This is a genomic window from Pseudonocardia sp., from assembly GCF_029263155.1.
In the GTDB taxonomy this organism is placed as follows: Bacteria; Actinomycetota; Actinomycetes; order Mycobacteriales; family Pseudonocardiaceae; genus Pseudonocardia.
In genome coordinates this window covers 1-23,706 of sequence record NZ_JAJCYB010000133.1, presented here as the reverse complement: position 1 = coordinate 23,706, position 23,706 = coordinate 1, and the positions used below count along the sequence as shown (strand labels likewise).

General features: G+C 73.2%; 25 protein-coding genes and 2 pseudogenes. 19 read left to right on the top strand and 8 right to left on the bottom strand.

Annotated elements, in window-relative coordinates:
* The 15 genes and pseudogenes from Q1K26_RS28630 to Q1K26_RS28560 form a co-directional block, all read left to right on the top strand.
* Positions 1-100 (top strand): annotated as a pseudogene (locus Q1K26_RS28630) (IS5/IS1182 family transposase); the annotation flags it as partial.
* Between the two features lie 138 nt (positions 101-238).
* Positions 239-1,072: an alpha/beta fold hydrolase gene (locus Q1K26_RS28625; RefSeq protein ID WP_300019732.1), complete on the top strand. Its 834-nt coding sequence runs from the start codon at positions 239-241 to the stop codon at positions 1,070-1,072.
* Between the two features lie 24 nt (positions 1,073-1,096).
* Complete coding sequence (locus tag Q1K26_RS28620) at positions 1,097-2,014, top strand: amidohydrolase family protein (protein WP_300019730.1); 918 nt, start codon at positions 1,097-1,099, stop codon at positions 2,012-2,014.
* Complete coding sequence (locus Q1K26_RS28615; RefSeq protein ID WP_300019728.1) at positions 2,014-2,790, top strand: ABC transporter ATP-binding protein; 777 nt, start codon at positions 2,014-2,016, stop codon at positions 2,788-2,790. Before Q1K26_RS28620 ends, Q1K26_RS28615 begins: the two co-directional genes overlap by 1 nt.
* A gap of 9 nt (positions 2,791-2,799) precedes the next feature.
* Complete coding sequence (locus Q1K26_RS28610) at positions 2,800-3,666, top strand: branched-chain amino acid ABC transporter permease (RefSeq protein ID WP_300019726.1); 867 nt, start codon at positions 2,800-2,802, stop codon at positions 3,664-3,666.
* The gene (locus Q1K26_RS28605; RefSeq protein WP_300019724.1) at positions 3,663-5,531 is read left to right on the top strand and encodes a branched-chain amino acid ABC transporter ATP-binding protein/permease; all 1,869 of its coding nucleotides are present in this window, start codon (positions 3,663-3,665) and stop codon (positions 5,529-5,531) included. The genes Q1K26_RS28610 and Q1K26_RS28605 overlap by 4 nt, the downstream gene beginning before the upstream one ends.
* 55 nt (positions 5,532-5,586) lie before the next feature.
* Positions 5,587-6,798: an ABC transporter substrate-binding protein gene (locus Q1K26_RS28600; protein ID WP_300019722.1), complete on the top strand. Its 1,212-nt coding sequence runs from the start codon at positions 5,587-5,589 to the stop codon at positions 6,796-6,798.
* 42 nt (positions 6,799-6,840) lie between these two features.
* Entirely contained in the window at positions 6,841-7,149 is a 309-nt protein-coding gene (locus Q1K26_RS28595; RefSeq protein WP_300019720.1) for a hypothetical protein, read from the top strand.
* On the top strand, positions 7,146-8,462 hold the full coding sequence (locus Q1K26_RS28590; protein WP_300019718.1) for a Rieske 2Fe-2S domain-containing protein: 1,317 nt from the start codon (positions 7,146-7,148) through the stop codon (positions 8,460-8,462). Before Q1K26_RS28595 ends, Q1K26_RS28590 begins: the two co-directional genes overlap by 4 nt.
* Positions 8,459-8,794 carry a non-heme iron oxygenase ferredoxin subunit gene (locus Q1K26_RS28585; RefSeq protein WP_300019716.1) on the top strand — a complete coding sequence of 112 codons (336 nt, stop codon included), beginning with the start codon at positions 8,459-8,461 and terminating at the stop codon, positions 8,792-8,794. The genes Q1K26_RS28590 and Q1K26_RS28585 overlap by 4 nt, the downstream gene beginning before the upstream one ends.
* Positions 8,791-9,993 carry an FAD-dependent oxidoreductase gene (locus tag Q1K26_RS28580; protein ID WP_300019714.1) on the top strand — a complete coding sequence of 401 codons (1,203 nt, stop codon included), beginning with the start codon at positions 8,791-8,793 and terminating at the stop codon, positions 9,991-9,993. Before Q1K26_RS28585 ends, Q1K26_RS28580 begins: the two co-directional genes overlap by 4 nt.
* Before the next feature lie 41 nt (positions 9,994-10,034).
* Entirely contained in the window at positions 10,035-10,640 is a 606-nt protein-coding gene (locus tag Q1K26_RS28575; protein ID WP_300019712.1) for a MarR family transcriptional regulator, read from the top strand.
* 75 nt (positions 10,641-10,715) lie between these two features.
* A complete protein-coding gene (locus Q1K26_RS28570; protein WP_300019710.1) occupies positions 10,716-11,765 on the top strand; it encodes an extradiol ring-cleavage dioxygenase in 1,050 nt (349 codons plus the stop codon).
* On the top strand, positions 11,762-12,556 hold the full coding sequence (locus tag Q1K26_RS28565) for an SDR family oxidoreductase (protein ID WP_300019708.1): 795 nt from the start codon (positions 11,762-11,764) through the stop codon (positions 12,554-12,556). The genes Q1K26_RS28570 and Q1K26_RS28565 overlap by 4 nt, the downstream gene beginning before the upstream one ends.
* The gene (locus Q1K26_RS28560) at positions 12,553-13,554 is read left to right on the top strand and encodes an amidohydrolase family protein (protein WP_300019706.1); all 1,002 of its coding nucleotides are present in this window, start codon (positions 12,553-12,555) and stop codon (positions 13,552-13,554) included. Before Q1K26_RS28565 ends, Q1K26_RS28560 begins: the two co-directional genes overlap by 4 nt.
* A gap of 154 nt (positions 13,555-13,708) precedes the next feature.
* Here the strand turns inward: Q1K26_RS28560 and Q1K26_RS28555 are convergent, their stop codons facing one another.
* On the bottom strand, positions 13,709-13,930 hold the full coding sequence (locus tag Q1K26_RS28555; RefSeq protein ID WP_300019704.1) for a hypothetical protein: 222 nt from the start codon (positions 13,928-13,930) through the stop codon (positions 13,709-13,711).
* 577 nt (positions 13,931-14,507) lie between these two features.
* A complete protein-coding gene (locus Q1K26_RS28550; RefSeq protein WP_300019702.1) occupies positions 14,508-14,936 on the bottom strand; it encodes a transketolase C-terminal domain-containing protein in 429 nt (142 codons plus the stop codon).
* Between the two features lie 336 nt (positions 14,937-15,272).
* Here Q1K26_RS28550 and Q1K26_RS28545 point away from each other — a divergent pair, with 336 nt between their 5' ends.
* From Q1K26_RS28545 to Q1K26_RS28535, 3 genes are all read left to right on the top strand, one after another.
* Complete coding sequence (locus Q1K26_RS28545) at positions 15,273-16,145, top strand: hypothetical protein (RefSeq protein WP_300019700.1); 873 nt, start codon at positions 15,273-15,275, stop codon at positions 16,143-16,145.
* Positions 16,142-17,494, top strand: coding sequence for an adenylosuccinate lyase family protein (locus tag Q1K26_RS28540; protein ID WP_300019698.1), 1,353 nt, complete (start codon positions 16,142-16,144; stop codon positions 17,492-17,494). The genes Q1K26_RS28545 and Q1K26_RS28540 overlap by 4 nt, the downstream gene beginning before the upstream one ends.
* Before the next feature lie 127 nt (positions 17,495-17,621).
* On the top strand, positions 17,622-18,575 hold the full coding sequence (locus Q1K26_RS28535; protein WP_300019696.1) for a pyridoxal-phosphate dependent enzyme: 954 nt from the start codon (positions 17,622-17,624) through the stop codon (positions 18,573-18,575).
* On the opposite strand, the gene Q1K26_RS28530 is transcribed toward Q1K26_RS28535, so the two are convergent.
* The 4 genes from Q1K26_RS28530 to Q1K26_RS28515 form a co-directional block, all read right to left on the bottom strand.
* Positions 18,568-19,659 carry a hypothetical protein gene (locus Q1K26_RS28530; protein ID WP_300019694.1) on the bottom strand — a complete coding sequence of 364 codons (1,092 nt, stop codon included), beginning with the start codon at positions 19,657-19,659 and terminating at the stop codon, positions 18,568-18,570. The two genes, Q1K26_RS28535 and Q1K26_RS28530, sit on opposite strands and share 8 nt — an antisense overlap.
* Positions 19,660-19,723: 64 nt before the next feature.
* Positions 19,724-20,140, bottom strand: a complete 417-nt coding sequence (locus Q1K26_RS28525; protein WP_300019692.1) for a phosphosulfolactate synthase — start codon at positions 20,138-20,140, stop codon at positions 19,724-19,726.
* 273 nt (positions 20,141-20,413) lie between these two features.
* The gene (locus Q1K26_RS28520) at positions 20,414-20,710 is read right to left on the bottom strand and encodes a helix-turn-helix transcriptional regulator (protein ID WP_300019690.1); all 297 of its coding nucleotides are present in this window, start codon (positions 20,708-20,710) and stop codon (positions 20,414-20,416) included.
* Position 20,711: 1 nt separating this feature from the next.
* Complete coding sequence (locus Q1K26_RS28515) at positions 20,712-21,077, bottom strand: type II toxin-antitoxin system RelE/ParE family toxin (RefSeq protein ID WP_300019688.1); 366 nt, start codon at positions 21,075-21,077, stop codon at positions 20,712-20,714.
* A 251-nt stretch (positions 21,078-21,328) separates the two neighbouring features.
* On the opposite strand from Q1K26_RS28515, the gene Q1K26_RS28510 reads away from it, so the two are divergent.
* Positions 21,329-22,513 (top strand): hypothetical protein, encoded by a 1,185-nt coding sequence (locus Q1K26_RS28510; RefSeq protein ID WP_300019687.1) that lies wholly within the window; start codon positions 21,329-21,331, stop codon positions 22,511-22,513.
* A 203-nt stretch (positions 22,514-22,716) separates the two neighbouring features.
* Here the strand turns inward: Q1K26_RS28510 and Q1K26_RS28505 are convergent, their stop codons facing one another.
* Entirely contained in the window at positions 22,717-23,235 is a 519-nt protein-coding gene (locus Q1K26_RS28505) for a hypothetical protein (RefSeq protein ID WP_300019685.1), read from the bottom strand.
* A gap of 199 nt (positions 23,236-23,434) precedes the next feature.
* Positions 23,435-23,563, bottom strand: a pseudogene (locus Q1K26_RS28500) (alcohol dehydrogenase catalytic domain-containing protein); the annotation flags it as partial.
* Positions 23,564-23,706 lie beyond the last annotated feature (143 nt).

The window sequence follows — 23,706 nt, the reverse complement described above, 5'->3', positions numbered from 1 at the left end:
CAAGGCCCTGCGACGGGTGAGCCTGTGCCCCTGGCGGATCGGCACCATCACCGCTGCGGCGCTCGTCCTGCTTCACCACCAGCACGGCCGGACGACGTGATCAACCGGCCCGGCCGATCGCTACTGGGAAGGACTCAGTGTCGCTGCTACTTCATAAGTAACTCGCGTTTCGACGCGATCCTGGTTCTATTCGTCCCGCGCCCGGAATGGCCCGGAGAGGAGCGGCATCGTGACGTCCGTGACGGCTCAGAACGTCAATCCGGAAGTCGGCTCGGAGATCGACGTCGACGGCATCCGGACCAATTATCACGATCTGGGTACGGGCGCCCCTGTGCTGCTCATCCACGGTTCGGGACCCGGCGTCTCGGCGTGGGCGAATTGGCGTCTCACGCTGCCGGTGCTCGCGGAGCGCAACCGGGTCGTCGCTCCCGACATCGTCGGGTTCGGCTACACCGAACGGCCGTCGGGAATCGTCTACGACCGCCACACGTGGGAACGTCATATTCTGGGGTTCATGGACGCCCTCGGCATCGAAAAGGCGTCGATCGTCGGCAACAGCTTCGGCGGCGGCATGGGCATGTCGCTCGCCGTCAGCCACCCGGACCGGGTCGACAAGCTGGTGCTGATGGGCAGCTCCGCGCTGCGGTTCGAGATCACGCCGGCCCTCGACGAGATCTGGGGCATGCAGCCGAGCATCGAGGCGATGCGGCGCGCCCTGGACCTGTTCGCCTGGGACCGCGGGCTGGTCACCGACGAGCTGGCCGAGGTCCGGCACCGCGCGTTCGCCCGGGCCGACGTGGCCGAGGCCTACGCGGCGATGTTCCCGGCCCCGCGCCAGCGCTGGATCGACGCGCTCGCCTCCGACCCCGCCGACGTCGCCCGGATCCCGCACCGCACGCTGGTGATCCACGGTCGCGAGGACCAGGTGGTCCCGGTCTCGGCCTCCTACGAGATCTTCGACCTGGTGCCCGACGCCCAGCTCCACGTCTTCGGGCAGTGCGGGCACTGGACGCAGATCGAGTACGCCGAGACCTTCTCCCGCATCGTGGCCGACTTCGTCGCGTCCCCCTGACCCGCTCCCCGGCCGGAGGCCACCATGTCGACGACGCCGTCGATGCCGACGATCGACACGCACGCCCACATCTGGGACATGGACCGACCGTGGATGGGCTGGCTGCGCCAGGACCCGTTCTTCGCCTCCGTGGCCCGGACCGTCACCCCCGCCGACCTGGTGGGGGCGCTGGGCGGGTCCGGCGTGGCCGGGGTGGTGCTCGTGCAGGCGGCCACGGTCGTCGAGGAGACCGTCGAGCTGCTCGCGGTGGCCGCGGCGCTGCCCCAGGTCCTCGGCGTGGTCGGTTGGGTGGACCTCGACTCGGCGGCGGCCACCCGGCGTGACCTGGAGCGGCTGCGCACCACCCCTGGCGGCGACCGGCTGGTCGGTGTCCGGCACTTCGGCACCGGTCGCCGCGGCCAGGACGCGCTCGTGGACGGCCGGCTCGCCCCGGCGGCCCGGGTGCTGGCCGAGCACGGGCTCACGCTCGACGTGCACATGCCGGACGCGAGCACGCTCGGGGCGGTGGCCGAGCTGGCCGAGCAGGTCCCCGGGCTGCGGATCGTCCTGAACCACCTCGGCCGCCCCGACCTGCGCCGGGGGCTCGACCATCTCGACTGGGCGGGCGGCATCGCCCGGCTCGGCGGCTGCCCCGACCTGCACGTGAAGTACTCCGGGTGGTCGACGCGGTTGCGCGGTCCCGACCCCGACGCCGTCCGGCCGTTCGTGGGACACGTGCTCGAGCACGTCGGCCACGAGCGGGTCCTGTTCGCGGGCAACTGGCCGGTCGCCCTGGTCAGCGGAAGCTACGCGGAGACGCTCGTCGCCTCCCGGCTCGCCGTCGACCACCTCGACGGCCCGGCGCTCGGGCGCGTCTTCGCCGGCAACGCGCTGCGCGTCTACCGGCCCCCGGGCGGGACCCCGACGACGAACCCCCACCACACGATGACGAGGTCGAGGTGATGGCCGTGACGACGGACGCCGCAGCGCTGCGGACAGGTGCGCGACAGCGGGACGGCGCGCCGGCCCCGGTGCTGGAGGCGCAGGACATCACGGTCCGCTGGGGAGGCGCCGTGGCCGTCGACGCGTGCTCGCTGCGGCTGGCCCGCGGTGAGGCCGTGTGCGTGCTGGGCCGCAACGGTGCCGGCAAGACGAGCTGGCTCTCGGCCATCGCCGGGGTGGCCCCGTCGACGGGCCGGGTCGTGTTCGACGGCACGCCGGTGCCGCCGCGGTCGGCCCACTGGCTCGCCCGGCGCGGGTTCGTCATGGTCCCGGAGGGGCGCCAGCTCTACGGCGAGATGTCGGTGGAGGAGAACCTGCTGCTCGGTGCCTACCCGTGGTCCCGGCGGGTCTCGGTGATCCGGCGCTCGCCCGAGCTGGCGAACGTCTACGAGCTCTTCCCGCGGCTCGCGGAGCGCCGCCGCCAGGAGGTGGTGACGCTGTCGGGCGGCGAGCAGCAGATGGTCGCGATGGGCCGAGCCCTGATGGGGCGGCCGAAGGTGCTCGTCATGGACGAGCCCTCGCTCGGCCTGAGCCCGTCCATGATCGACCTGACCTACCGCATCCTGCACGGCCTGCGCGGCGAGGGGCTCTCCCTGCTGCTGGTCGAGGAGAGCCCGCGCCGGGCGCTGGAGCTGTGCGACCGCGGCGTGGTGCTCTCCTCGGGCCGCGTCATCGAGGAGGCTCCCGTCGAGGAACTCCGCAGGCCCGGCGTCCTCGAGCGCCTCTACCTGGCGTAGGGGGCGGACGTGTCGACCTTCCTGCAGCTGTGCGTCTCCGGTCTCGGCCAGGGCGTGGTCATCGGGGTGTTCGGGTTCGTCCTGGCCTTCCTGTTCCAGGTCTGCAAGGTCATCAACGTGGCCGTCGGCGAGTTCGCGATGTTCGGGGTGCTGGCCACCGTCGCGCTGACCGCGGCGGGCGTCGCGCTGCCACTGGCCCTGCTGATCTGCCTGGTCGCGGCGGTGCTGCTCGCGCTGCTCTACGACCGTGCGGTGCTGGCCCCGACCATCCGCCGACCCAGCGCCGAGCGGATCCTGCAGCTGTTCCTGCTCACCTTCGCGCTGTCGATGGTGCTGCAGGGCGTGGCGCTACGGATGTTCGGGCGTGACGTGTTCGCCCTCGATCCCTTCCTTCCCGGCGAGCCGCTGCGGGTCGGCGGGGTCGTGCTCGACCGGCAGATCCTCATCGTGGTCGGGTTCGTGGGCCTGTTCTGCCTCGTCGCGTGGTTGTTCACCCGGCACACGCTCCACGGCAAGGCGCTCACCGCATGCGGGATCAACGAGCGCGGCGCGCTGGCCGTCGGGGTGTCGCCGGACGGCTACCGCAGGCTCGCGATGGCCGTCTCGGCCGGCCTGGCGGTCGTCGTCGGCTTGCTCGTGTCGCCGGTCATCGCCTTCGCGTACAACTCGGGCTTCCTGCTCGCCATGACCGGCCTGCTGGCCGCGACGATCGCCGGCCTCCGGGATCCGGTCCGAGCCCTGCTCGTCGGCCTCGGCGTCGGCCTGCTGCAGTCGCTGGTCGGTGGCTACATCAGCGGCCACTACCAGAGCGTCGTGGCTCTCGCCCTCATGACCGCGTACGTCCTCGCCAAGCCGAATGTGGTGGCCGCCCGATGACCGCAACCCCGACCCCCGTCCCGCACCTCCTCCGTCGCGGCCTGCCCGGCGGCGAGTGGCGCAGGCCGACCGTCACCGCGCTGGGCGTGGCCGTGGTCGGTGCGCTCGCGATCGGCCTGCTCGCCGACGACTACCGGCTGCCGGTCCTGATGACGGTCCTGGTCTACGGCGTGGTCCTGGTCGGTATGGACGTGCAGATCGGCTACGCCAACCAGCTCGCGATGAGCCAGCCGGTGTTCATGGCCATCGGCGCGTACAGCACGGCCGCGGTCTCCACCCACCTGGACTGGCCGCCGCTGGCCGGGTTGGCCACCGGCCTGGTCATCACACTGGTGCTCGGGTACGTCGTGGCCCGGGCCGTGCTGCGGGTGGCGGGGATGGCGCTCACCCTGGTGTCGCTGTTCCTGCTGCTGATCAGCGGCCACCTGCTGCTGGTCACGGAGTTCCTCGGCGCCTCCAACGGGCTGGGTGGGATCCCCCCGCTGAGCCGGGCCCTCGGTGACCCGGTGACCTTCTGCTTCCTGGTCCTCGGGGTGCTGGTGGTCACGGTGCTCGTGGCCGCCCGGGTGATGGGGTCGGCCACCGGGCTGGAGGTGCACGTGCTCGCCGAGGACGAGGCGGTGGCGCGCTCGCTCGGGATCAACGTGCGGCGCCGCAAGGTGCAGGTCTTCGTGTTCGGCGCGCTGCTGGCCGACGTCGCCGGGTTCCTTTTCGCCCACGGGCAGGGCTTCATCGCACCGGAGCAGTTCGACGTGGCGTTCGCGCTCTCGCTGATGCTGATGTTCTTCCTCGGCGGGCGGCGCTCGATCGTCGGCGGGCTGATCGGGGCCGCCGTGCTGCTGTTCCTGCCCACGATCGACCCCGCGGTCGCCAACAACCTGCTGATCATCCAGGGGGTGCTGCTCACGCTGGTCCTGATGTTCGCCCGCGACGGCATCGTCGGGCTGGTCCGGCTCGCCGCCGGGGCCGTGGCCCGGCGCGGGCGACCCGACGTCGAGCCGGCGGACACCGGCGCCGCGACGGCGGAGCCGGACCTCGCCGCTCTGCCGCACGGGCGCCGCGGGGGCGGCGTCGCCCCGATCCTCGTCACCGACGGCGTGCGCAAGCAGTTCGGCGGGCTCGCCGCCGTCGACGGGGTGAGCCTGTCGGTGCCCGACCGGGGGATCCTGCCGATCGTCGGACCCAACGGGGCGGGCAAGACCACCTACTTCGGCGTGGTCAGTGGCCTGCTGCCGGCCGACGGCGGCACGGTGCACCTCGCCGGGGCCGACGTCACCCGCCTCGCCGACTGGCGCCGGGCCCGGCTCGGACTCAGCCGGACCTTCCAGCTGGTCCGCCTGCCCGGTTCGCTCTCGGTGCTGGACAACGTGGCGTCCGGGGTGCGGATCGCCAACACCGCCGGGCTCTGGCGCTCGCTGACCCGTCCCGAGCTCACCGAGGCCCGCGCGCAGGCCCGCCAGGTCCTCGAGGGGCTCGGCATCGCCGATCTCGCGCACCAGGACCCCGGCGGGCTCACCCTGGCCGGCCAGCGCTTCGTCGAGCTGGCCCGGGCGCTCGCGGGGCGCCCCAGCCTGCTGCTGCTCGACGAGCCGGCCTCCGGGCTGAGCGACGCGCAGCGCGAGCAGATGGCGCAGCGGCTGCGGCGCATCGCGGAGCACCTGCCGATCCTGCTGATCGAGCACGACCTGGACTTCATCGGGCGGCTCACCGACCACGTCGTCGTGCTGGCGACGGGGCGATCCATCTACGAGGGCGAGCTCTCCGGGCTCGCCGCCGACCCCGTCGTCGCCGAGGCCTACCTCGGCGCGGCGCCCTCCGTACCGCACGACGCGCCACCGGCCGCCGAGCCCCAGCCGGCGACCTGACGACCACCACGGCCGCGCGCGGGGACGCGGCGACCGACATCGACTAGGAGAAGCCATGCGCAAGACCTCGACGCGGCGGTTCCGCGCGCTCGCCGTACTCGTGACCCTCGGACTGGCCACCGCCTGCGGCGGGGGCGGGGGAGGGGGCGACGCCGGCGCCGACGGCCCGATCCGGCTCGGCACCGTCGACGCCCTGACCGGCGCCTACGCCGTGCTCGGAGCCCAGGTGAAGGACGGGGTGCAGGCCGCGGTCGACAGCGTCAACCGCGACGGCGGCCTGCTCGGCCGGCAGGTGGAGCTGACCAGCCTGGACAACCAGTCGTCCCCGACCCGGGCGCAGCAGCAGATCACCGAGCTGGTCACCCGCTACGACGTCGCGGCCGTGCTCGGTCCGGAGGACGCGACCGCCATCGGTGCCACGGTGCCGGTGGCCGCGCGCTCGGAGATCCCCAACGTCGTGAGCTCGGCGGCCTGGCCCAACGGCCTGAGCCCCGAGGAGACGGCCTGGTCGTGGACCGCCACGGCCAACACCGAGGACGGCATCGACTCCTACATCTCCTACTTCGAACAGAACGGCATCGAGCGCGTCGCGATCCTCGGCAACGGCACGCCGTTCGCCCAGCAGCTGCCGACCTACCTGGACTCGCTCGCGGGTTCGCTGCCGTTCGAGGTGGTGGCCAGCGAGCAGTTCACCCCCGGCGCGGTGGACGTCAGCCCACAGCTGCTGCGGGCCGCGTCGGCCGATCCCGACTTCGTCCTGTCCTGGGTGTCGGGCACCGACCAGGTCAACGTCATCAAGACCTACCAGCGCCTCGGCTCGGACGTGCCGCTGGGCATCAACGGCGGCAACGCGGGCTCCGCGGTGCGTGCGGCCGTGGGCGACGCCGACCTGGAGGGCGTGTTCGCGCTGTCCTACCCGACGCAGCTGCTCGCCGACCTGCCCGACACGTTCGCCAGCCGGGCGGCGGCGCAGGCCTACCTCGACGGCATGGAGGCCTCCGGTCTCGACGCCGACGGCGGGGCGAGCAACGCGGTGTTGGGCTGGGACGCCGCCATGTCGCTCATGCAGGCCATCGAGGAGGCGGGGTCGACCGACGCGCAGGCGATCCGCGGGGCGCTGGAGAACCAGCAGTACGTGGGCGCCACGACGGTGTGGAACCGCACACCGGACGACCACGCGGGCGCCGAGCCCGGGGGCTACGTGCTGGCGCAGTCGCAGGGCGGGCAGTGGACCCTGGTCGCCGACGCCGCACCGGTGCAGGGCTGAGGTCGGCAGGTGACCCCGACGGTGGAGTGGAGGTGGCCGGGAATGCTGGACGACGACGGACTCGAACGCATCGACGACCTGGCCCGCTACCGGCCGGCAGGCGGTGACGGCCCACGGTCGGTCGCGGCGAGCGGATACGCGATCTCCGACCTGTACCGCGGGGAGCTGCTGAGCGAGGTGCACATGGAGGTGCTCGCGGAGGTCGCCGACGTCGTCGGGACGGGCGGACGGATCTGCGAGACCGAGGAGCTGCTCGACGCCTGGATCGAGACGTTCGAGGTGCTCTCCAGCGTGTGGCCGGACGACCTGCCCGGCCCGACGGACACCACCACGAGAGGGGACGGCCGATGACGGCCACGCACGAGCCCGGCGCGCAGACCGCAGACACCGCGCTCAACCTGCGCAGCCTGCACCCGTCGGCGCTGCGCGAGCAGCTGCCCGAGACCGGCCTGCGGGAGTACTGGTACCCGGCTATCCCGGACTCCGCGGTGTCGGGCACGAAGCCGTGCTTCGTCAAGATCGCCGGGACCGACCTCGCCGTGTTCCGGGACGAGCACGACGCGGTGGCGATCGTCGCGAACGCCTGCCCGCACCGCGGCGGCAACCTCGCCACCGGCAACAGCCACTTCAAGGGCACGATCTCGTGCCCCTACCACGGGTGGACGTTCAACGGCGAGGGGCGCTGCGTCGCGGTGCTCGGCGAGGGGCCCGAGTCGCGGGCCCCCGGCATGCCCGACGCCCGGGTCCGCACGTACCCGACGCAGACCCACCAGGGCATCGTCTTCGTCTGGATGGGCGACTCCGAGCCCGTCGACATCCGGGAGGACGTGCCCCCGCAGTTCTTCGACGACGCCGCGCTCGTCCAGCACAGCGTCACGATGTGGAACTGCAACTGGCGCCCGGCCATGGAGAACCTGCTCGACTCGCACGTCTTCTACGTGCACCGCGACTCGGTGCACCTGCTGACGATGGGCACCGCGGGCATGCTCACCATGAGCCGGATGGGCCCCCGGCGGCCCCGGCCGCGGGTGGTCAACGGTCGCGGGCTCACCTACGCACCGGGCGAGCTGAAGTTCATCACCGCCTTCGGCGGCGGCTCGGCCGCCGAGCCCGAGGCGGAGCCCGCGGCCGAGCCCCGCCGCTGGCCGAACAACGATCTGCAGGACGCCTACCCCACGCTGGGCGGTCAGCTGTGGCCCAAGCGCACGACCCGGCTGCACTGGCACCGGCTGGTGGACCTCGCGAAGCGGTTCCAGCCGGCCCGCCCCGAGGAACCGATGATCGCCGACGCCGAGTGGCGCCAGGCGCATCTCCCGTCGACGTTCCAGGTGGACTACCACGACCACATCTACAGCCGGGTCACAGTGCCGGTCGACGCCGGCCGCTCGCGGGTCTTCTACTTCCACACCACCAGGCCCCGCAGCCGGCCCCGCCGGATCTGGGACCGCCTGCTGTTCACCGTCTACCTGAACTGGATGGTGAACTACAACTTCTCCGGCCAGGACCAGAAGATCGTCGAGCAGCAGTACTACGACCGGCCGGAGACGTTCACCGCCACCGACGTCTTCCCGCTCACCCTGCGCCGGTTCCTGCTGGAGAACGGCCGCGACTTCGTGGTCGCCCGGCAGCGGGCCGCCGACGGTGCGACGGAGCAGCCGCAGTGACCGCCCGGGAGGTGAGCGGCGTGCGGGTCGGCCCCGCCGACCTGCCCGCCGACGGCGAGATGACCCCGGTGCAGGTGGGCGATCGCGAGGTGCTGCTCGCCCGGATCGGCGAGGACTACTTCGCCGTGGACAACCTGTGCAGCCACGCCGAGGGATGGCTCGACATGGGGTTCCTCGTCCCCGAGCTCTGTCAGGTGCGGTGCCCGCTGCACGAGGGGCGGTTCGACCTGCGCACCGGCGAGGCCACCCACGAGCCGGCCACCGAACCGATCGCTGCGTTCACCGTCACCGTCGTCGACGGCGGGGTGTTCGTGGGGACCGAGCCGCGATGAGCGCCGCGGAGCGGCCCTACGTCGTCGTCGGCGCGGGCATGGCGGGAGGCCGGGCGGCGGAGATGCTGGCCCTGCGCGGGCGGGGCCGGGGCGTGGTCCTCGTCGGCGGTGAGGCCCAGCGGCCCTACCACCGGCCACCGCTGTCGAAGGAGCTGCTCGGCGGAGGCGATCCGGCGGAGGTCTACTTCCGGGACGCGACGTTCTACGCCGCGCGCTCCGTCACACTGCGGCTCGGGGTCCGGGCGGTCGGGCTCGACCCGTCGGAACGGGTCGTGGCGCTCGACGACGGCACCGAGGTGCCCTACGCGGCCGCCGTCCTCGCCCCGGGGACCCGGCCCCGCCGGTTGGCCGTTCCCGGCGCGGACCTGGCCGGGATCCACCTGCTGCGCACCCTCGCCGACGCCGCGGCCGTCCGCGCCGCGCTGCGGCCCGGGAGCCGGGTCGTCGTCGTCGGCGGGGGCTTCATCGGCACCGAGGTCGCGGCGGCCGCGGTGGCCGCGGGCGCGGTCGTCACCGTCGTCGAGGCCGGACCCGCCCCGCTGGCGACGGTGCTGGGCGCCGAGGTGGGAGCACTCCTCCAGGACCTGCACGAACGCACCGGGGTGCGCTTCCGCACCGGCCGGACGGTCGAGCGCGTGCACGGGGTCGACCGGGTGACGGCCGTCGAGCTGGCCGGTGGCGAGTCGCTGCCCGCCGATCTCGTGGTGGTGGGCATCGGCGGCACGCCGGACGTCGACTGGCTCGACGGCTCCGGCGTGGATGTCGACGACGGCATCGTGGTCGACGAGCACTGCCGCACCTCGGTACCCGACGTCCTCGCGGCAGGCGACGCCGCCCGCTGGACGCACCCGGGGTTCGGCAGCCTGCGGATCGAGCACGAGACGCACGCGCAGAACCAGGCGACGGCGGCGGCGCGCACGCTGCTGGGCCGCCCGGTGGCCTACCGCGGGCTGCCGCACGTCTGGTCGGACCAGGGTGCCCTCGCCCTCCGGTGGGCCGGTCACGTCCCGTCGTGGGACGATGTCGTGATCACCCGGGGGGATCGGCCCGACCGCCTCACGGCGGCGTACCTGCGGTGCGGACGGGTGGGCGCGGTGCTCACGGTGAACGAGCCCGAGCGGCAGCTCGAGGCGGCGGGACTGCTCCAGGACGGGCCGTTCCCGGCCGACCTCTGGCAGGAACGGCGGGCGAGCGCATGACGGTGGGCACGGGCGCGCGCCACGAGGGGCCGAGGAGAGCGGTGGACGTGGAGCCGGCGGGGACCGGGACCGGGACCGGGACCGGGGAACCGGAGCTCGAGCTGCTCGATCCCCGGGTCCGGTACCAGGTGGAGCGGGCCCGCGCCGAGCACGGGCCGGACTTCGACGCGCTGCCGTTGTCGCTGACCCTGCTGCTGCACCGGGTCACGGCCATGCTGGTCAAGGCGAGCAGCCTCGACATCGAGCCGCTGGGCCTGACCACCGCGCAGTTCAACGTGCTGACGGTGCTGCACCGCGCCGAGCGCCCGATGACCATGACCCAGCTCGCCGAGACGCTGTCGATCCGGCCGCCCAACCTCACCACGCTGGTCGACATGCTGCGCGGCCGCGGCCTGGTGGCCAAGACCGTCAGTCGTGCGGACCGCCGGTCCTTCCGGGTCGTGACCACGGCCGAGGGCGACGCCCTGATGGCCGACTTCCTGCCCGGCCACTGGCGGTTCATGTCGGAGTTCTACGCCGGGCTGGACGCCGCCGGGCAGCGCACCCTCGCGACGCACCTCGACCGCCTCCTCGCGACGCTGCACAACGGCGAGGGTTCCGCGGAGATCGCGTCGAACATCGTCGCCGCCGCCTGCGACGACGGCTAGCGCGACACCGCGCCCGGTGCCGGGCCGCGGTGGGCCCGCAAGTACATATGAAACATAACTGTGTTGGAGGACGACGTGGGTGAAGTACTCGCACTCGGCATGACGCACTACCCGGCGCTGGTCAACCCCGACGAGCGCATGGCCGGCATCCTGCGGTGGGTGCTGGAGGACGAGGCCATCCCCGCCGAGCACAAGGACCCGGCGGCGTGGCCCGCGGCCATGCGGGAGGAGTACGGCGACGACGGCGGGACGGCGTCGGCCGCCGTCCACCGGGAGCGCTGCCTGGCCGCCTTCCGCAGGCTCCGGTCCGAGCTCGACGAGTTCCGGCCGGACGTCGTGGTGATCTGGGGTGACGACCAGTACGAGAACTTCAGGGAGGAGATCATCCCGCCGTTCTGCCTGTTCGCCCTCGACGACCTCAAGCTGCGGCCGTGGCAGCACAGCCGGGCGGCCAACGTCTGGGGCGAGCCGGCCGACGAGGTGCTGCCGGTGCGCGGGGCGAAGGACATGGCCAAGCACTTCGCCTCGGCGATGCTGGCCGACGGCGTCGACCTGGCGTACTCCTACCGGCTGCGGGACGAGACGATCGCACCGCACGCGTTCCTCAACACGCTGCTGTTCCTGGACTACGACCGCACGGGCTTCCCGTACCCGGTGATCCCGTTCCAGGTGAACTGCTACGGCAGCTACGTCATCGCCCGCCACGGTGAGCCGACCCGGTTCGGGCACGCCGACGCCCCGGAGGACCTCGACCCGCCCGGGCCCACCCCGCAGCGGGCCATGGAGGTCGGTGCCGCGTTCGCCCGCGCCGCTGCCGCGTCGCCGTGGCGGGTGGCCGTGATCGGCTCGTCGAGTTGGTCGCACGCGTTCCTGCACGACAAGGCCTGGCGCCTCTACCCCGACATCGCCTCCGACGAGGAGTACTACCGGGCCATGGTCGAGCAGGACTACGCGGTCTGGGAGGCGGCCACCCCCGAGGGGCTCGCCGCGTCGGGACAGCAGGAGATGCTCAACTGGTTCTGCCTGCTCGGCGCCGTCAAGGAGCTGGGAGCCGCACCCACCTGGACGGAGCTGGTGACGACGCGGGTGTTCAACTCCTCCAAGTGCTTCGCGATCTTCCGGTGACGCCGCCGCTCGTCCGTTTCCGGGAGAAGGTCTGCGTGATCACCGGGGCGGCGCAGGGCATCGGGCTGGCCACCGCCCGACGGCTGGCGGCGGAGGGCGCCGCACTGGCGCTGGTCGACCTGCACCGGCCCGGTGTCGAGTCCGCGGCACGGGAGCTGCGCGCGGACGGCGCGGACGTCGAGGCGATGGTCGTCGACGTCTCCGACGCCGCCGCCACGGCCGCGGCCGTGGAGTCCGTCGTCGCCCGGTTCGGCCGCGTCGACGTGCTGGTCAACAACGTCGGCGGCACCCGGCAGATCAAGCCGTTCGAGCTCTACACCGCCGAGGAGATGCGCGCGGAGGTCGACAGGTCGCTGTGGACGGCGCTGGTGTGCTGCCACGCGGTGCTGCCCCGGATGCTGGAGCAGGGCAGCGGCAGCATCGTCAACGTCGGGTCGAACTCGCCGCGCGGCATCTACCGGGTGCCCTACGCCGCGGCGAAGGGCGGGGTGTTCGCGCTGACCACCTCGCTCTCGGCCGAGGTCGCCCGGCGCGGCGTGCGCGTCAACTGCGTCGCGCCGGGGGCCACCAGGGTCGACGACCGCGCCGTCCCGCGGATGACCGAGGAGCAGGAGCGGGAGAACGGCCGCTGGATCGAGGAGCTGTTCTCCTCCCAGGAGACGATCGTGCCGATGGGTCGCTGGGGGAGCGTGGACGAGCAGGCCGCGGCGATCGCGTTCATGGCCTCGGACGACGCGTCGTTCGTCACCGGCCAGGTCCTCAGCGTCGCAGGCGGGTTGACGGTGCCGTGACCCTCGTCGACTGGCACGCGCACATGCTCTCCGACCGGCTCGCCCCGCCGTCGGGCGCCGAGGGTGCCTGGCCGGGGATCCGGACGGCCGGCGGAGCCCTGGAGCTGACCCTCGGTGGGCGGCCCTACCGGCCCGTCGACGCGCGCACGTTCGACCCGGAGCCGCGCCTGGTCGACATGGACGCCCGCGGGGTGGCCGTCCAGGTGCTGTCCCCGCCGCCCTACGCCGTGGCGTTCGACGGGCCCGCGGCCGAGTTCGCGTCGCTCGCCGAGCAGCAGAACGCGTTCCTCGGCGAGATCACCTCGGCCTGCCCGGAGCGCTTCGCGATGCTCGGGATGCTGCCCTACGGGGAGCCTGCACGGGTCACTGCGGAGATCGAACGGCTGGAAAAGCTGCCGGGCGTGCGTGGTGTCTGTCTCACCGCTCACCGCGACGACCCGGTGACCGATGCCGCGCACGAGGAACTGTGGGCGCGGTTCGCCACCAACGGATGGGTGGTGTTCGTGCACCCGGCCGACACCGCGATGTGCGCCGAGGACACAGCCACCGGCGCCGTGTTCGGCCTGGGCATGCCCCTGGCCACCGCCCGCACTGCCACGGCGCTGGTGCTGTCGGGCATGCTCGCGGCGGTGCCCCGCACCCGGGTGCTGCTCGCCCACGCAGGCGGCGCGTTCCCCGCCACCGTCGACCGTCTGACCAGGGGTTGGCAGCTGGGTATGCACCCCGCCCTGGCTGAGTCCCCCCTGGCGACGGTGCGGCGATCGTTCTGGGCCGATGCACTGGCCTACGCCCCGGCTCCGCTGCACCTCGCCGGCGCGGTGTTCGGCGCCGACCGGCTCGTCTACGGCAGCGACTACCCCTTCGCGGCCGAGCTGAGGCCGGCCGAGCTCGAGTCGCTGCACGGCGACGCCGACCTCCTCGCGCGCCTCACGGCCAACGGTGAGCGGCTGCGTGCTCCCGGTGCCGGCACCGGAGCCCGCTCCCCGGAGCAGCCGTGACTACGCCGACTCGGTCCCGTCGTCGCCGGCAGGCCGTCGGGCTCGGTCCGACGCCGGGCACCCGGGCCGGAGGCGTCGGATCGTGTCGATCACGGGGCACGGGGGGGGTCCGCGCTGGACGTCGCGGTCGAGGTCTTCGGCCCGGCGCGGCGGTTCAGCCGCCGACGGGGAGGAAGGCGTCGGGGTCGGGGCCGAGGAAGCGTTCCAGGTCGTCGAGGATCGTCATCAGCGAGGCGACGTTGGTGTTGGTCCAGGCGAGCCCGACGGGCCGGATCCGGCCGGTGCGGGCGGCGGTCGTGGGGCCCAGCAGGTCGAGCAGGTCCGGGGAGATCGGGGTGGCCGGGTCGGAGATCAGGTTGGTGTAGGGCGGCGCCACGAAGATGGGCGCTCGCCGGCATCGTCGTGACGCGGCAGGAGGACCGGTTCAACGCCCAGCTCGCGCTGAAGATCCTCGCGATCCGCGCGGCGGGGGACGGCCCATCGACCGGGGGCACGAGGTCTGCACCGACCCGGTGATCGCGGCGAACGCAGCGTGGGTGCGGTAGGGGTGCGCGTTGCCGAATCGTGGAGCGGCCGACCGGGTCGGTGCCCGCGATGATCGGCGTTTCGGAACGGGCAGCCGCATACGGCAGGCGTTGATCGACGTTTCGGTACCCGGAGCTGCGTATTTTGCGCCTCCCGGTTCCGAGATGTCGATCATGGACGCATCCGGGCTCGCGCGGTGCGCGACCGGCCGGTGACCCGCGAGCGGCATTCGGCAACACCCACAGGGACGGCGCCGGGTGGCGGTCGGACCGATCATCGGTGCGAGGCGGGGCGCGGCACCACCGCACACCCGTTGTGGTGACCACACACGTGCCGCGGCGCCGGTGCGGTGACCAGGATGCCGGTGCGGTGGTCACGGTGGCGGCTCGACCTCGACCCGCCGGCCGGCTCCGCGCGCCGGGGGCGGGTCACCCTGCGGGCGCGGGCAGGCCGAGCTGGCGGCGCACCCCGGCCACGACGCGCCGGGCCGACGTCGACACCTCCGCCTCCAGCGGGGCCGCGACCGGCAGCGGGATGTTGCCGCCGCTGACCCGGACGATCGGGGCGTCGAGGTCCTCGAAGGCCTCCTCGGCGAGGATCGCCGCGATCGCGGCGCCCCAGCCGAGCTGGCCGGGGTTCTCCTCGACGATCACGACGTGGCCGGTCCGGCGGGCCGAGGTCAGCACCGTGGCCGCGTCCAGCGGCACCAGCGTGCGCAGGTCGATCACCTCCGCGGCGATCCCGTCGGCAGCCAGCTCGTCGGCCGCCGCGAGGCACTGGCCGACGGTGATCGACAGGGCGACCAGCGTGACGTCGTCGCCCGCCCGCGCGATCTTCGCCCGCCCGAGCGGCAGCACGTGCTCGCCGTCGGGGCTCCTCGGGGCCGGTCTGGACCTTCACGCTACTGATCGCGACGCCGTCCCGTCTTCGGCCGTGGGGGACAACAAACCGGTCAGCAGGTGTTCCGCGCGCCGTCGAGCACCACACCGTGGCCGTTCCGGGGTCCTCGGTCAGGGCGGGTCGCCGATGAGGATCACCTACCGGCGGCGCGAGGAGCACCGGGTCGATCCGGTGCTCCTCGGCGGGGCGGACGCCCGGGCCGTGACCAGCGGGCGGCTTCGGCCCGCGAGGCCGATGAACGCCGGGCCGCGGGTCGCTACCGTGGCCTGCACCACCGATACCGGGGAGTGCCCATGATCCCGATCCCGCCGCCGAACACCCGCGCGCACCCCTACCGGGGGCTGTCGGTGCAGGAGGTCGGCTTCCCGCTCACCGAGCGGGCGATCCTCGAGCACCTCCACGGACGCGAGGTCTACCGCCGCACCGACTTCCTGGCGCTGCGCGGTCCAGGTTCGGGCTCGGACGGCGCCACCGCGCTGGTCGCCGTCGTCAAGGCAAGCCTCGACCCGCTGTTCTCGCCGGTCGTGGAGGCGCGGGTACTGGCGGGCCCGGACGAGACGGCGTGGGTCGAGTCTCCGGAGACCGACGTCGGCAACGCCACCGCGCTGGCCGCCGCGGCCGTGCCCGGCGCGCGGGCCACCGTCGTCATCGGGCGGTTCGAGCACGTCAACTTCATCTGGGAGCCCGCCCCGATCCCGGTGCGGGTCACCGAGGTGGTGCCGCCGCACCCGCCGAAGCTCTTCGCCCAGGCGCAGCAGGCGATCGCCTACGACGAGGACCTGCCGCCGGTGGAGCTGGTGCTGGACGCGGTGGACGTGCACGCGCTGGCCGCCGCGCATCCGGCGGCGGGCTACCTGCTGCCGTGCCGCGGCTCGGGTACGGAACTCGGCGCGCCGGTGGCCTTCCTCGACACGCGTCCCGCCGAGCGCGGGGACTGGCTCATGATCGGCTGCGAGCGGTCGCTGCAGTTCCATCGGCACTTCTACGGCGACGAGCCCGAGCGGGTGGATCTCTGCCCGCGGGCCAGGGCGGCGGCCTCCGGGTTCACCCTCACCAAGTGCTGCCTCATCGAGCGCGGCCTCGAGGTGGACGACCGGACCGCCGTGGTGCCGTGGGGCGCGAACCTCGACGAGGTGCGCGAGGGGCTTCGTAAGCTGCTGCTGTGAGCGCGCACCCGGCCGACTCGTTGATCTACCGGCACCTGTGGTCCACCCCCGAGACGCACGACCTGTTCGACGACGCCGGGCGCACCCAGGGCTGGCTGGACGTCCTCGCGGCGCTGGCCGACGCGCAGGCCGGGCTCGGCCTGGTCCCGGCGGAGGCGGCCGCGGCGATCCGGGCGCACGCCCGCGTCGAGCTGCTCGATCTGGAGGAGGTGGCCGCGGGCACCCGGGCCACCGGGCACTCCACTCTCGGGCTGATCCGTTGCCTGCGGGCGGTGCTCCCGCCCGACGCCGCCGAGTGGGTCTACTACGGCGCCACCGTTCAGGACGTCACCGACACCTGGTTCGCGCTGGTCATGCGCTCGGTGCTCGACGTCGTCGACCGCGACCTCGCCCGCTGCGAGGCGGCCGCGCTCGACCTGGCCCGGCGGCACCGCGACACCGTGATGTGCGGGCGCACGCACGGCCAGCCCGGGCTGCCGATCACGTTCGGCTTCAAGGCCGCGGTCTGGGCGGCGGAGCTGGCGCGGCACCGGGAGCGGGTGGCGCAGGCCCGGCCGCGCCTGGCCGTCGTCCAGCTCGGCGGGGCGCTGGGCACCATGGAGTTCTGGGGCGAGCACGCGCTGGACCTGCTCGACGCGTTCGCCGCGCGCCTGGACCTCGGCGTGCCGGACGGGCCGTGGATCACCGCCCGCGACCGGGTGGCGGAGTTCGCCACGCTGCTCGCGCTCGTCACGGCCACCCTCGCCAAGATCGGCAACGAGATCTACGAGCTGCAGCGCCCCGAGCTGGGGGAGCTCAGCGAGCCGTTCACCGCGGGGCAGGTCGGCAGCATCACCATGCCGCACAAGCGCAACCCCGAGCTGGCCGAGCACCTGGACACGCTCGGGCGCGTGGTGCGCACCAACGCCGGGCTGGCGGTGGAGGGCATGATCGCCCTGCACGAGCGCGACGGGCGCGGGTGGAAGGCCGAGTGGCTGATCCTGCCCGAGTCGAGCCTGCTCGCCGCGGCCGCGCTCGGGTTCGCGGCCCGGCTGCTGGAGGGGCTGCAGGTGCACGCCGACCGGATGCGGGCAGGAGTCGACGCCCAGCGCGGGTACGTGCTCTCCGAGCCGGTGATGCGGGTGCTGGCGCAGCGGTGGGGCAAGCACGCCGCGCACGAGGCTGTCTACGCGGCGACGATGGCGGGCCTGGACGCGGGTGTCGACCTGGAGGCGGCGCTGCGGGCGGCGGGCCTCGTCGGCCCCGGCGCGCTGACCGAGGCCGAGCTGGCGGCGGCGCTGGACCCCGCGAACGCGCTCGGCGCCGCGACGGCGTTCGTCGACCGGGTGCTCGCCGGGCGGGCCCGGTGACCCGTCCGGCGCCGACCCCGGCCGGTCCGCGACGGGTGAGATCGACACCATCGGGGTCGGCCGGCGCCGGGACCCCCACCTCGTCGATCTCACCCGCGGACCGACCCCACGCCGGCCCGGTGCGGACATGACCGGCCTGCTCGGGATGCCCCGGGTGCGGCTGGGCACGTTCCCCACCCCGCTGGTGGCGGCGCCGCGGCTGTCGGCGGCGGCAGGGGTGGAGATCTGGTTCAAGCGCGACGACCTCACCGGGCTCGGCCTGGGCGGCAACAAGGTGCGCGGGCTGGAGTACCTGCTCGCCGACGCGCAGCGGCGCGGCTGCGACGTCCTCGTGACGGGCGGCGGGCCGCAGTCCAACTGGGCGATGCTGGCGGCGTTGGCCGGGCGGACGCTCGGGATGGACACGGTGCTGGTCAACTTCGGGCACCCGGTGGAGCCGGTGGGCAATCTGGCGCTGGCGGTGTCGGTCGGGGCGCAGGTCCGGTTCACCGGTGACGACGACCGCAGCTCGGTGGACCGTGCGGTGGCGTCGGTCGCCGACGAGCTCTCGGCAGCCGGGCGGACGCCCTACCCGATGGGCCGCGGCGGGGCCACCGGCGTCGGCGCGCTCGGGTACGTCGCCGCGGGCCTCGAGCTGGCGGGCCAGCTGCACGACACCGGCCTGGCCCCCGCGCAGCTGTGGCTGGCCACCGGCTCCTGCGGCACCCACGCCGGGCTGCGGGCCGCCGCGGCGTGGCTGCGGCCGGGCTACGACGTCGTCGGGGTGACCGTCAGCAGGCCTGCCGCGGAGGCCGCGGAGCGCGTCGACCGGATCGCCGCCGAGGCGAGCGACCTGATCGGGACACCGCGGGCGAGCGCGCCGCCCGTCGTCGTCGACGGGTTCCTCGGGCCCGCCAAGGGGTCCCGCTCGCCCGAGGGCGAGGCGGCCGCGGAGCTGGTGGCGCGCACCGAGGGGGTGTTCCTGGACCCGGTGTTCGCGGCCAAGGCGATGGCCGGGCTGCTCGCCGCCGCCCGCGCGGGCACCGCGGTCGGCCCGGTGGTCTTCCTGGTGACCGGGGGAGCCCCGACCCTGTTCACGTGACCCGCCCGTCGGCGCCCCGGCCCAGCTCGCGGCGCACGATCCGGGTGCCCGCCACGAGGCTGCGCAGCTTGCGGAAGGCCAGGTCGCGGGGGAGCTGGTAGAGGCCGCAGTCGGTGCTGACGACCAGCCGCTGCGCCGGCACGACCTTCAGCGCCACGCGGATCCGGTCGGCCACCTCCTCGGGCGACTCCACGTGCGGGTTCAGCACCTCGACCACCCCGATGCCGAGGCTGGAGCCCTCCCGCTCGGTCCAGCCGCGTAGCGCCTCGACCTCCGCCATGCGGGGACGGGCGGTCTCCATGTGGATCTCGGTCCAGTCCACCGCGGTCTCGGAGGCGAACAGCGTGGCCAGGCTGCCCGCGTTCATCGCCGGGTAGGTGCTGTCGGTGCCCCGCGCGTTGCCGTAGCACATGTGCCAGGTCAGGTGCGCCTCCACGCCGCGGGAGGCCCGGTTCATCATGTCGACGACCCACCCGTCGCGGCCCCCGGAGGCGAGCAGGGCCTGCTCGGTGAGCTGGATGAACCCGGCGCCGTGCTCGGCGAGCCAGCGCAGCTCGTTGTTGAAGGCGGCGGCGACGTCGGCCCGCAGCGCCGTGACGTCGCCGTAGTACTGGTCCTCGCACCAGCCGGCCACCGTCGCCGGGCCCGAGTTGATATTGATCTTGATCGGCTTGTCGGTGGCCTCCCGCATCGCGGCCAGCACCGGGCCGAACACGGGCCGTACCCACCTGATCTTCTCGGCGACGACGGGGCGGAAGTAGTGCTCGGTGCCCGGCTGGTCGCCGGGCGGGCCGTACGCGCGGAAGCCCGCGAGCCGCAGCGGGACCAGCAGCATCTGGACCTTGTCGTAGGGGGTCTCGCCCTGGAAGTACTGGTTGCCGTCGGTGACGATGTCGAGACCCGCGAGGTCCTGGTCCTTGACGCACAGCCGCACCGCGTCCTCGTAGAGCGTGCGCTGGTACATGTCCAGGTAGTCGACGTCGTGCACCGACTCGCGGAGCACGCCGCCGCGCATCCACAGCGGACGCGGCCAGCTGCCCACCATCGTCGTCGGCAGCAGGACGTCGTGGTCGCCGATCAGCACGGTGCCTCCCGACCCGGTGGATCAGGGTCGTCGATGGATCAGGGTCGTCGTCGGATCAGGGTCGTCAGTGGATCAGGGGGTGGACCGGCGCGACCCAGTGGTGGGCGTCGGGCTCGGTCGCGGGGCCGTCGACGGCCGGGAGCAGGTCGAGCGTGTCGGAGCGCAGCCCGAGCCGCAGCGTCTCCAGCGCGATCACCTCCTCGGCCGCGATGTTGCCGAGGCTCGCCACCGGACCGAGGCGCCGGATGAACCAGGCCTGCTGGTCCTTGCGCGGGGCCTCGAAGATGATCTTCTCTGACGGCAGGTCGGCGAGCAGTGACTCGACCAGCTCGGTGCGGACCTCGCCCGCGGCGTCGTAGAGCCCGACCGTGCCGCTCTCGCGCGCCTCGGCGATCAGCAGCGACGCGCCGCCTCGACGGTGAGGTGGCCCGGACATGACCGGCGGCCGGGACGGCGCCGGCAGGGCAGCGCGCTGACCCATGGGATGCCCACAGCACCGGCCGTCGCTGCGCGGACCACGAGACCCAGCTGCTCGGCCACGGCGCGCGCCGGACCCGGAGCGTCGTCGGGCAGATCCAGGAAGTGCCGTAGATCAGACACGAACACCGTCAGGAAGGTACGGGAGCGTCCACCAGCGGCAGAACCGGCCGGTCGATCCGGGCGGCACGAACCGGACGAACCTGGGCCGACCACACCACCAACCGATGACTGCCACCGGGCGGTTGTACGGCCCTGAACTGCGTCATGGGGTGTGTCAGGCTGCGTGCGGGGCGATCGTCACGATGAGTTCAGCACCGAGAGCGATCGCGATCCGCTCCAGCACCGGGATCGTCGGCACGGCACCGCCGGCCTCCAGCCGGGACAGGGCAGGTTGGGTCATACCGGCGCCGGCGGCCAGCTCGGTCTGGGACATGCCCAGCGCGAGTCGGCGTTCTCGAACTGCCTGTCCGATCATGAACGCACGCCGGGCCTCGTCGTACCCCTCGCGGTACTCCGCGCTGCTACGCCGCTGGCGCGCGATCTCCTCGTAGGAACGGTGGTCGGTGCTCATCTCATCTTCCCTCGCGTTCGTAGACGTCGTGCGCGACGCCGTGGGTGGCTTCGCACGTTCCTTGCGCCCGTACGGCGCGTTCGACCTCGGCGGTCTCGGCGTTGCGGGTCTTGCGGAACACGGTGAGCAACACCACCCGCCGGCCCGGCGCCAGCCAGTACGTCACCCGGGCCTGCTGGCGCAGCAGATGAAACCGCAGTTCTCGCACCTTCCCGCCGAGGTGGCGGGCGTATGGTTCGCCGAGTGTCTCGGCCCGCTCGGCGAGCAAGCCGACGAGGAAGTCGACCCGACCGAAGTCGCGGTCACTGAGGCTGTCCAGCCAGAACCGGACCTCTGGCTCGACCTCGACCTCGTACAGATCGGCCATGCATTCAACGGTATATGTATCTCGTGCTATGGACAAGCAGGGCGATCAGCGCCGAAGGGCCAGTCCACCAGGTGTTGATCGGTCGACGGCTGGCGGTCGCCGGGGTCCGCGGATATCGCAGGGATCGAGTATGTGGGTTGTGCCGGTGACGAGGTGCACGCCCACCAGCAGCTGCTCGACCTGGGCTTGACGGCGGGCAGATCGCGCGGCGCACCCACGTCCCGGCGGCGCGGGTGAAGGTGACCGCGGCGGTGGCGCGCAGCGCGCTCGCCGCCGCCGTGCTGGACCGTTACGAGGTGACGCTGGACCAGGCCGCGGTGATCGCCGAGTTCGACGACCGCACCGACGCCGGCACCGTCGCGGTGAAGGTGCTGACGGTGACCGCGGCGAAGGAGCCCGCGCAGTTCGAGCACGTGGCGCAGAAGCTGCGCGACGAGCGCGCCGACGCCGCCCTGCTGGCTGACACCATTCGAGAGTTGGCCGACCAGGGGATCGAGCTGGTCGACCCCGACCAGCCCGGCGCCGCCCGCCAGATCAGCGGGCTACGCCCCGATGCGGAGTCGCCCAGCGGTGTCGAGCTGACCGCCGACGCGCACGGCGGGTGCCCGGGGCGGGCGGCCAGCGTGGAGATCCGCCGCGGCTGGGACCGGGAGCCGCAGCTGCGGGTCGTGCACTGGTGCACCGATCCCGACACCCACCGGCACGCGGCCCGCTGGACCCAGGTCGCCGTCGGCGGCCCGGGCGGGACGAGCGCGGCAGGAATGAGCGAGGAGGACAAGGCGCAGCGGCGGCTGGTGATGGCGAACAACCGGGAGTGGGACTCGGCGACCACGGTCCGCCGGCAGTGGCTGCGGACCTTCCTGAGCCGCAAGACCCTGCCGCGGGATGCGCTGGTGTTCATCGCGGTCACCCTCGGTCGGGGCGGACACGACCTGCGCCGGGCGATGGAACCGGACGGCCGCGTCTATACCGGACGCCCGAACCCCATCGCCGAAGCCGCACGGGCGGTGTCGCCGCAACGGGCGACCCAGCTCGCTCTGGCGGTGCTGCTCGGCGCCGCCGAGGACGCCTGCAACCGGCAGACCTGGCGGTCTCCCGAGGCGGGGCACCGGGCCTACTTCACCGCGTTGCGCGACTGGGGCCACCCGCTGGCCCCGGTCGAGCATCTCGTCCTGCCCGATGACGAGCAGCCGGGCGACGACAGCCAGGCCGACGCCGACTCCACCGGCGGCACGGGCGCTGACCCCGACACCGGTGACCGTACCGGCGACGACGAGCACGGCGGTGCGGCCCCGGCCGATCAGGAGCAAACGCGGTGGGCGCACCGCTGCGGCGGACGCTGTTCCGCTCACGCATCTGGCGCCCGTCGTTCGTGCGGTCCGGCCTACTCGGTGGGGTCGTCACGGCCGGTGACAAGTTCGAGGCGCACTGGATAGACGCGACCGGAGCCGCCTTCGTCGAGCTGCTGCCGACGCGGGCACAGGCCGTGCAGCACGTCGCGCGGCATCAGCATCGTCGTCGGTCGACGCCGAGCGTGCCCCGGCCACGCCGGGTGGCACCTCGCCCACGTGCAGCCAGCGCCGGGTGACGGACCGGCCCGTCGGGTCGCCTCACGGTCGAGACGGCACCTCGATCGCCGTCAAGGTCGCTCCCGATCATCACGCGCCCGCTGCCACTGCCGGGGCGCCGACAGGATCTGGATCGCGAGCCGCTCGGTGATGTGAAGCCGGGGCGTGGTGTCCCGCGCCCGCTCCGCGATCTGCCGTGGGCTCAGCCCCATGTCGTGGTAGAGCCGGACGATCTTCTCCTGCTCCGCCGTCCAACCCCGCGCCGCCCGAGGAGCCGGCACCCGCCGCTCGCGGGAGCGCTCGCGGACAGTGACCGGCGCCCCGGCATGTTGGCGGTAGTCCAGCCCGACTGCGGAGTCCTTTCGCCCGAACTCACCGGTCTCACCACGGCGACTGATCTCCTCAGGATCGGCGACGAGGACGCTGTCGGCGCTCTTGTTGACCCCGACCGTCGTGACCAGCACGCCACGATGGTGCCGGCGCTGGCATTCCTTCTTCGTGCAGTAGCGATAGCCGAGCCCCGCCCGCTCCTCGGGCAGCTCGTTACCGCACCCTATGCACGTCCGTTGTGCGGCCACCTGGAAGACCACCTCCGACGTTGTCAACGCAGGTCGGTGACCGGTGCTTCCCACCGCGGAACGGTCGTACCGGTCCGGCGCGGGCGAACCGGCGGAGCTGTCGACGTCACCCGACACCGACCCTTGACGTTATCGACTACTTCGCAGCGGGCTCCTGCTGATGACTCGCCTCCCGGACACCGGATCGGGTCTGTCAAGTTCTTACAGTCCCGTACCCGGTCAGGCCGTCCTCGCAGTTGCGGCAGAACCCGCAGTCGATGTTGAACGGCAGGCACACCATGTCGCCGACGCGGGTCCGCGCGACGCCGGAGCCGACCTCGACGACCTCGACGACCTCGACGACCGGGACTGTAAGCACAACGGTGTAACTCCGATCAAGGAGGATGACACCCATGACAGACCTGATGCCCGAGCGAGTGGTTGACCTCGACGAGGTCGTCGACGGCCCGGCCGCGCCGGCACCGGCCGGGTTGGACGCGGTGG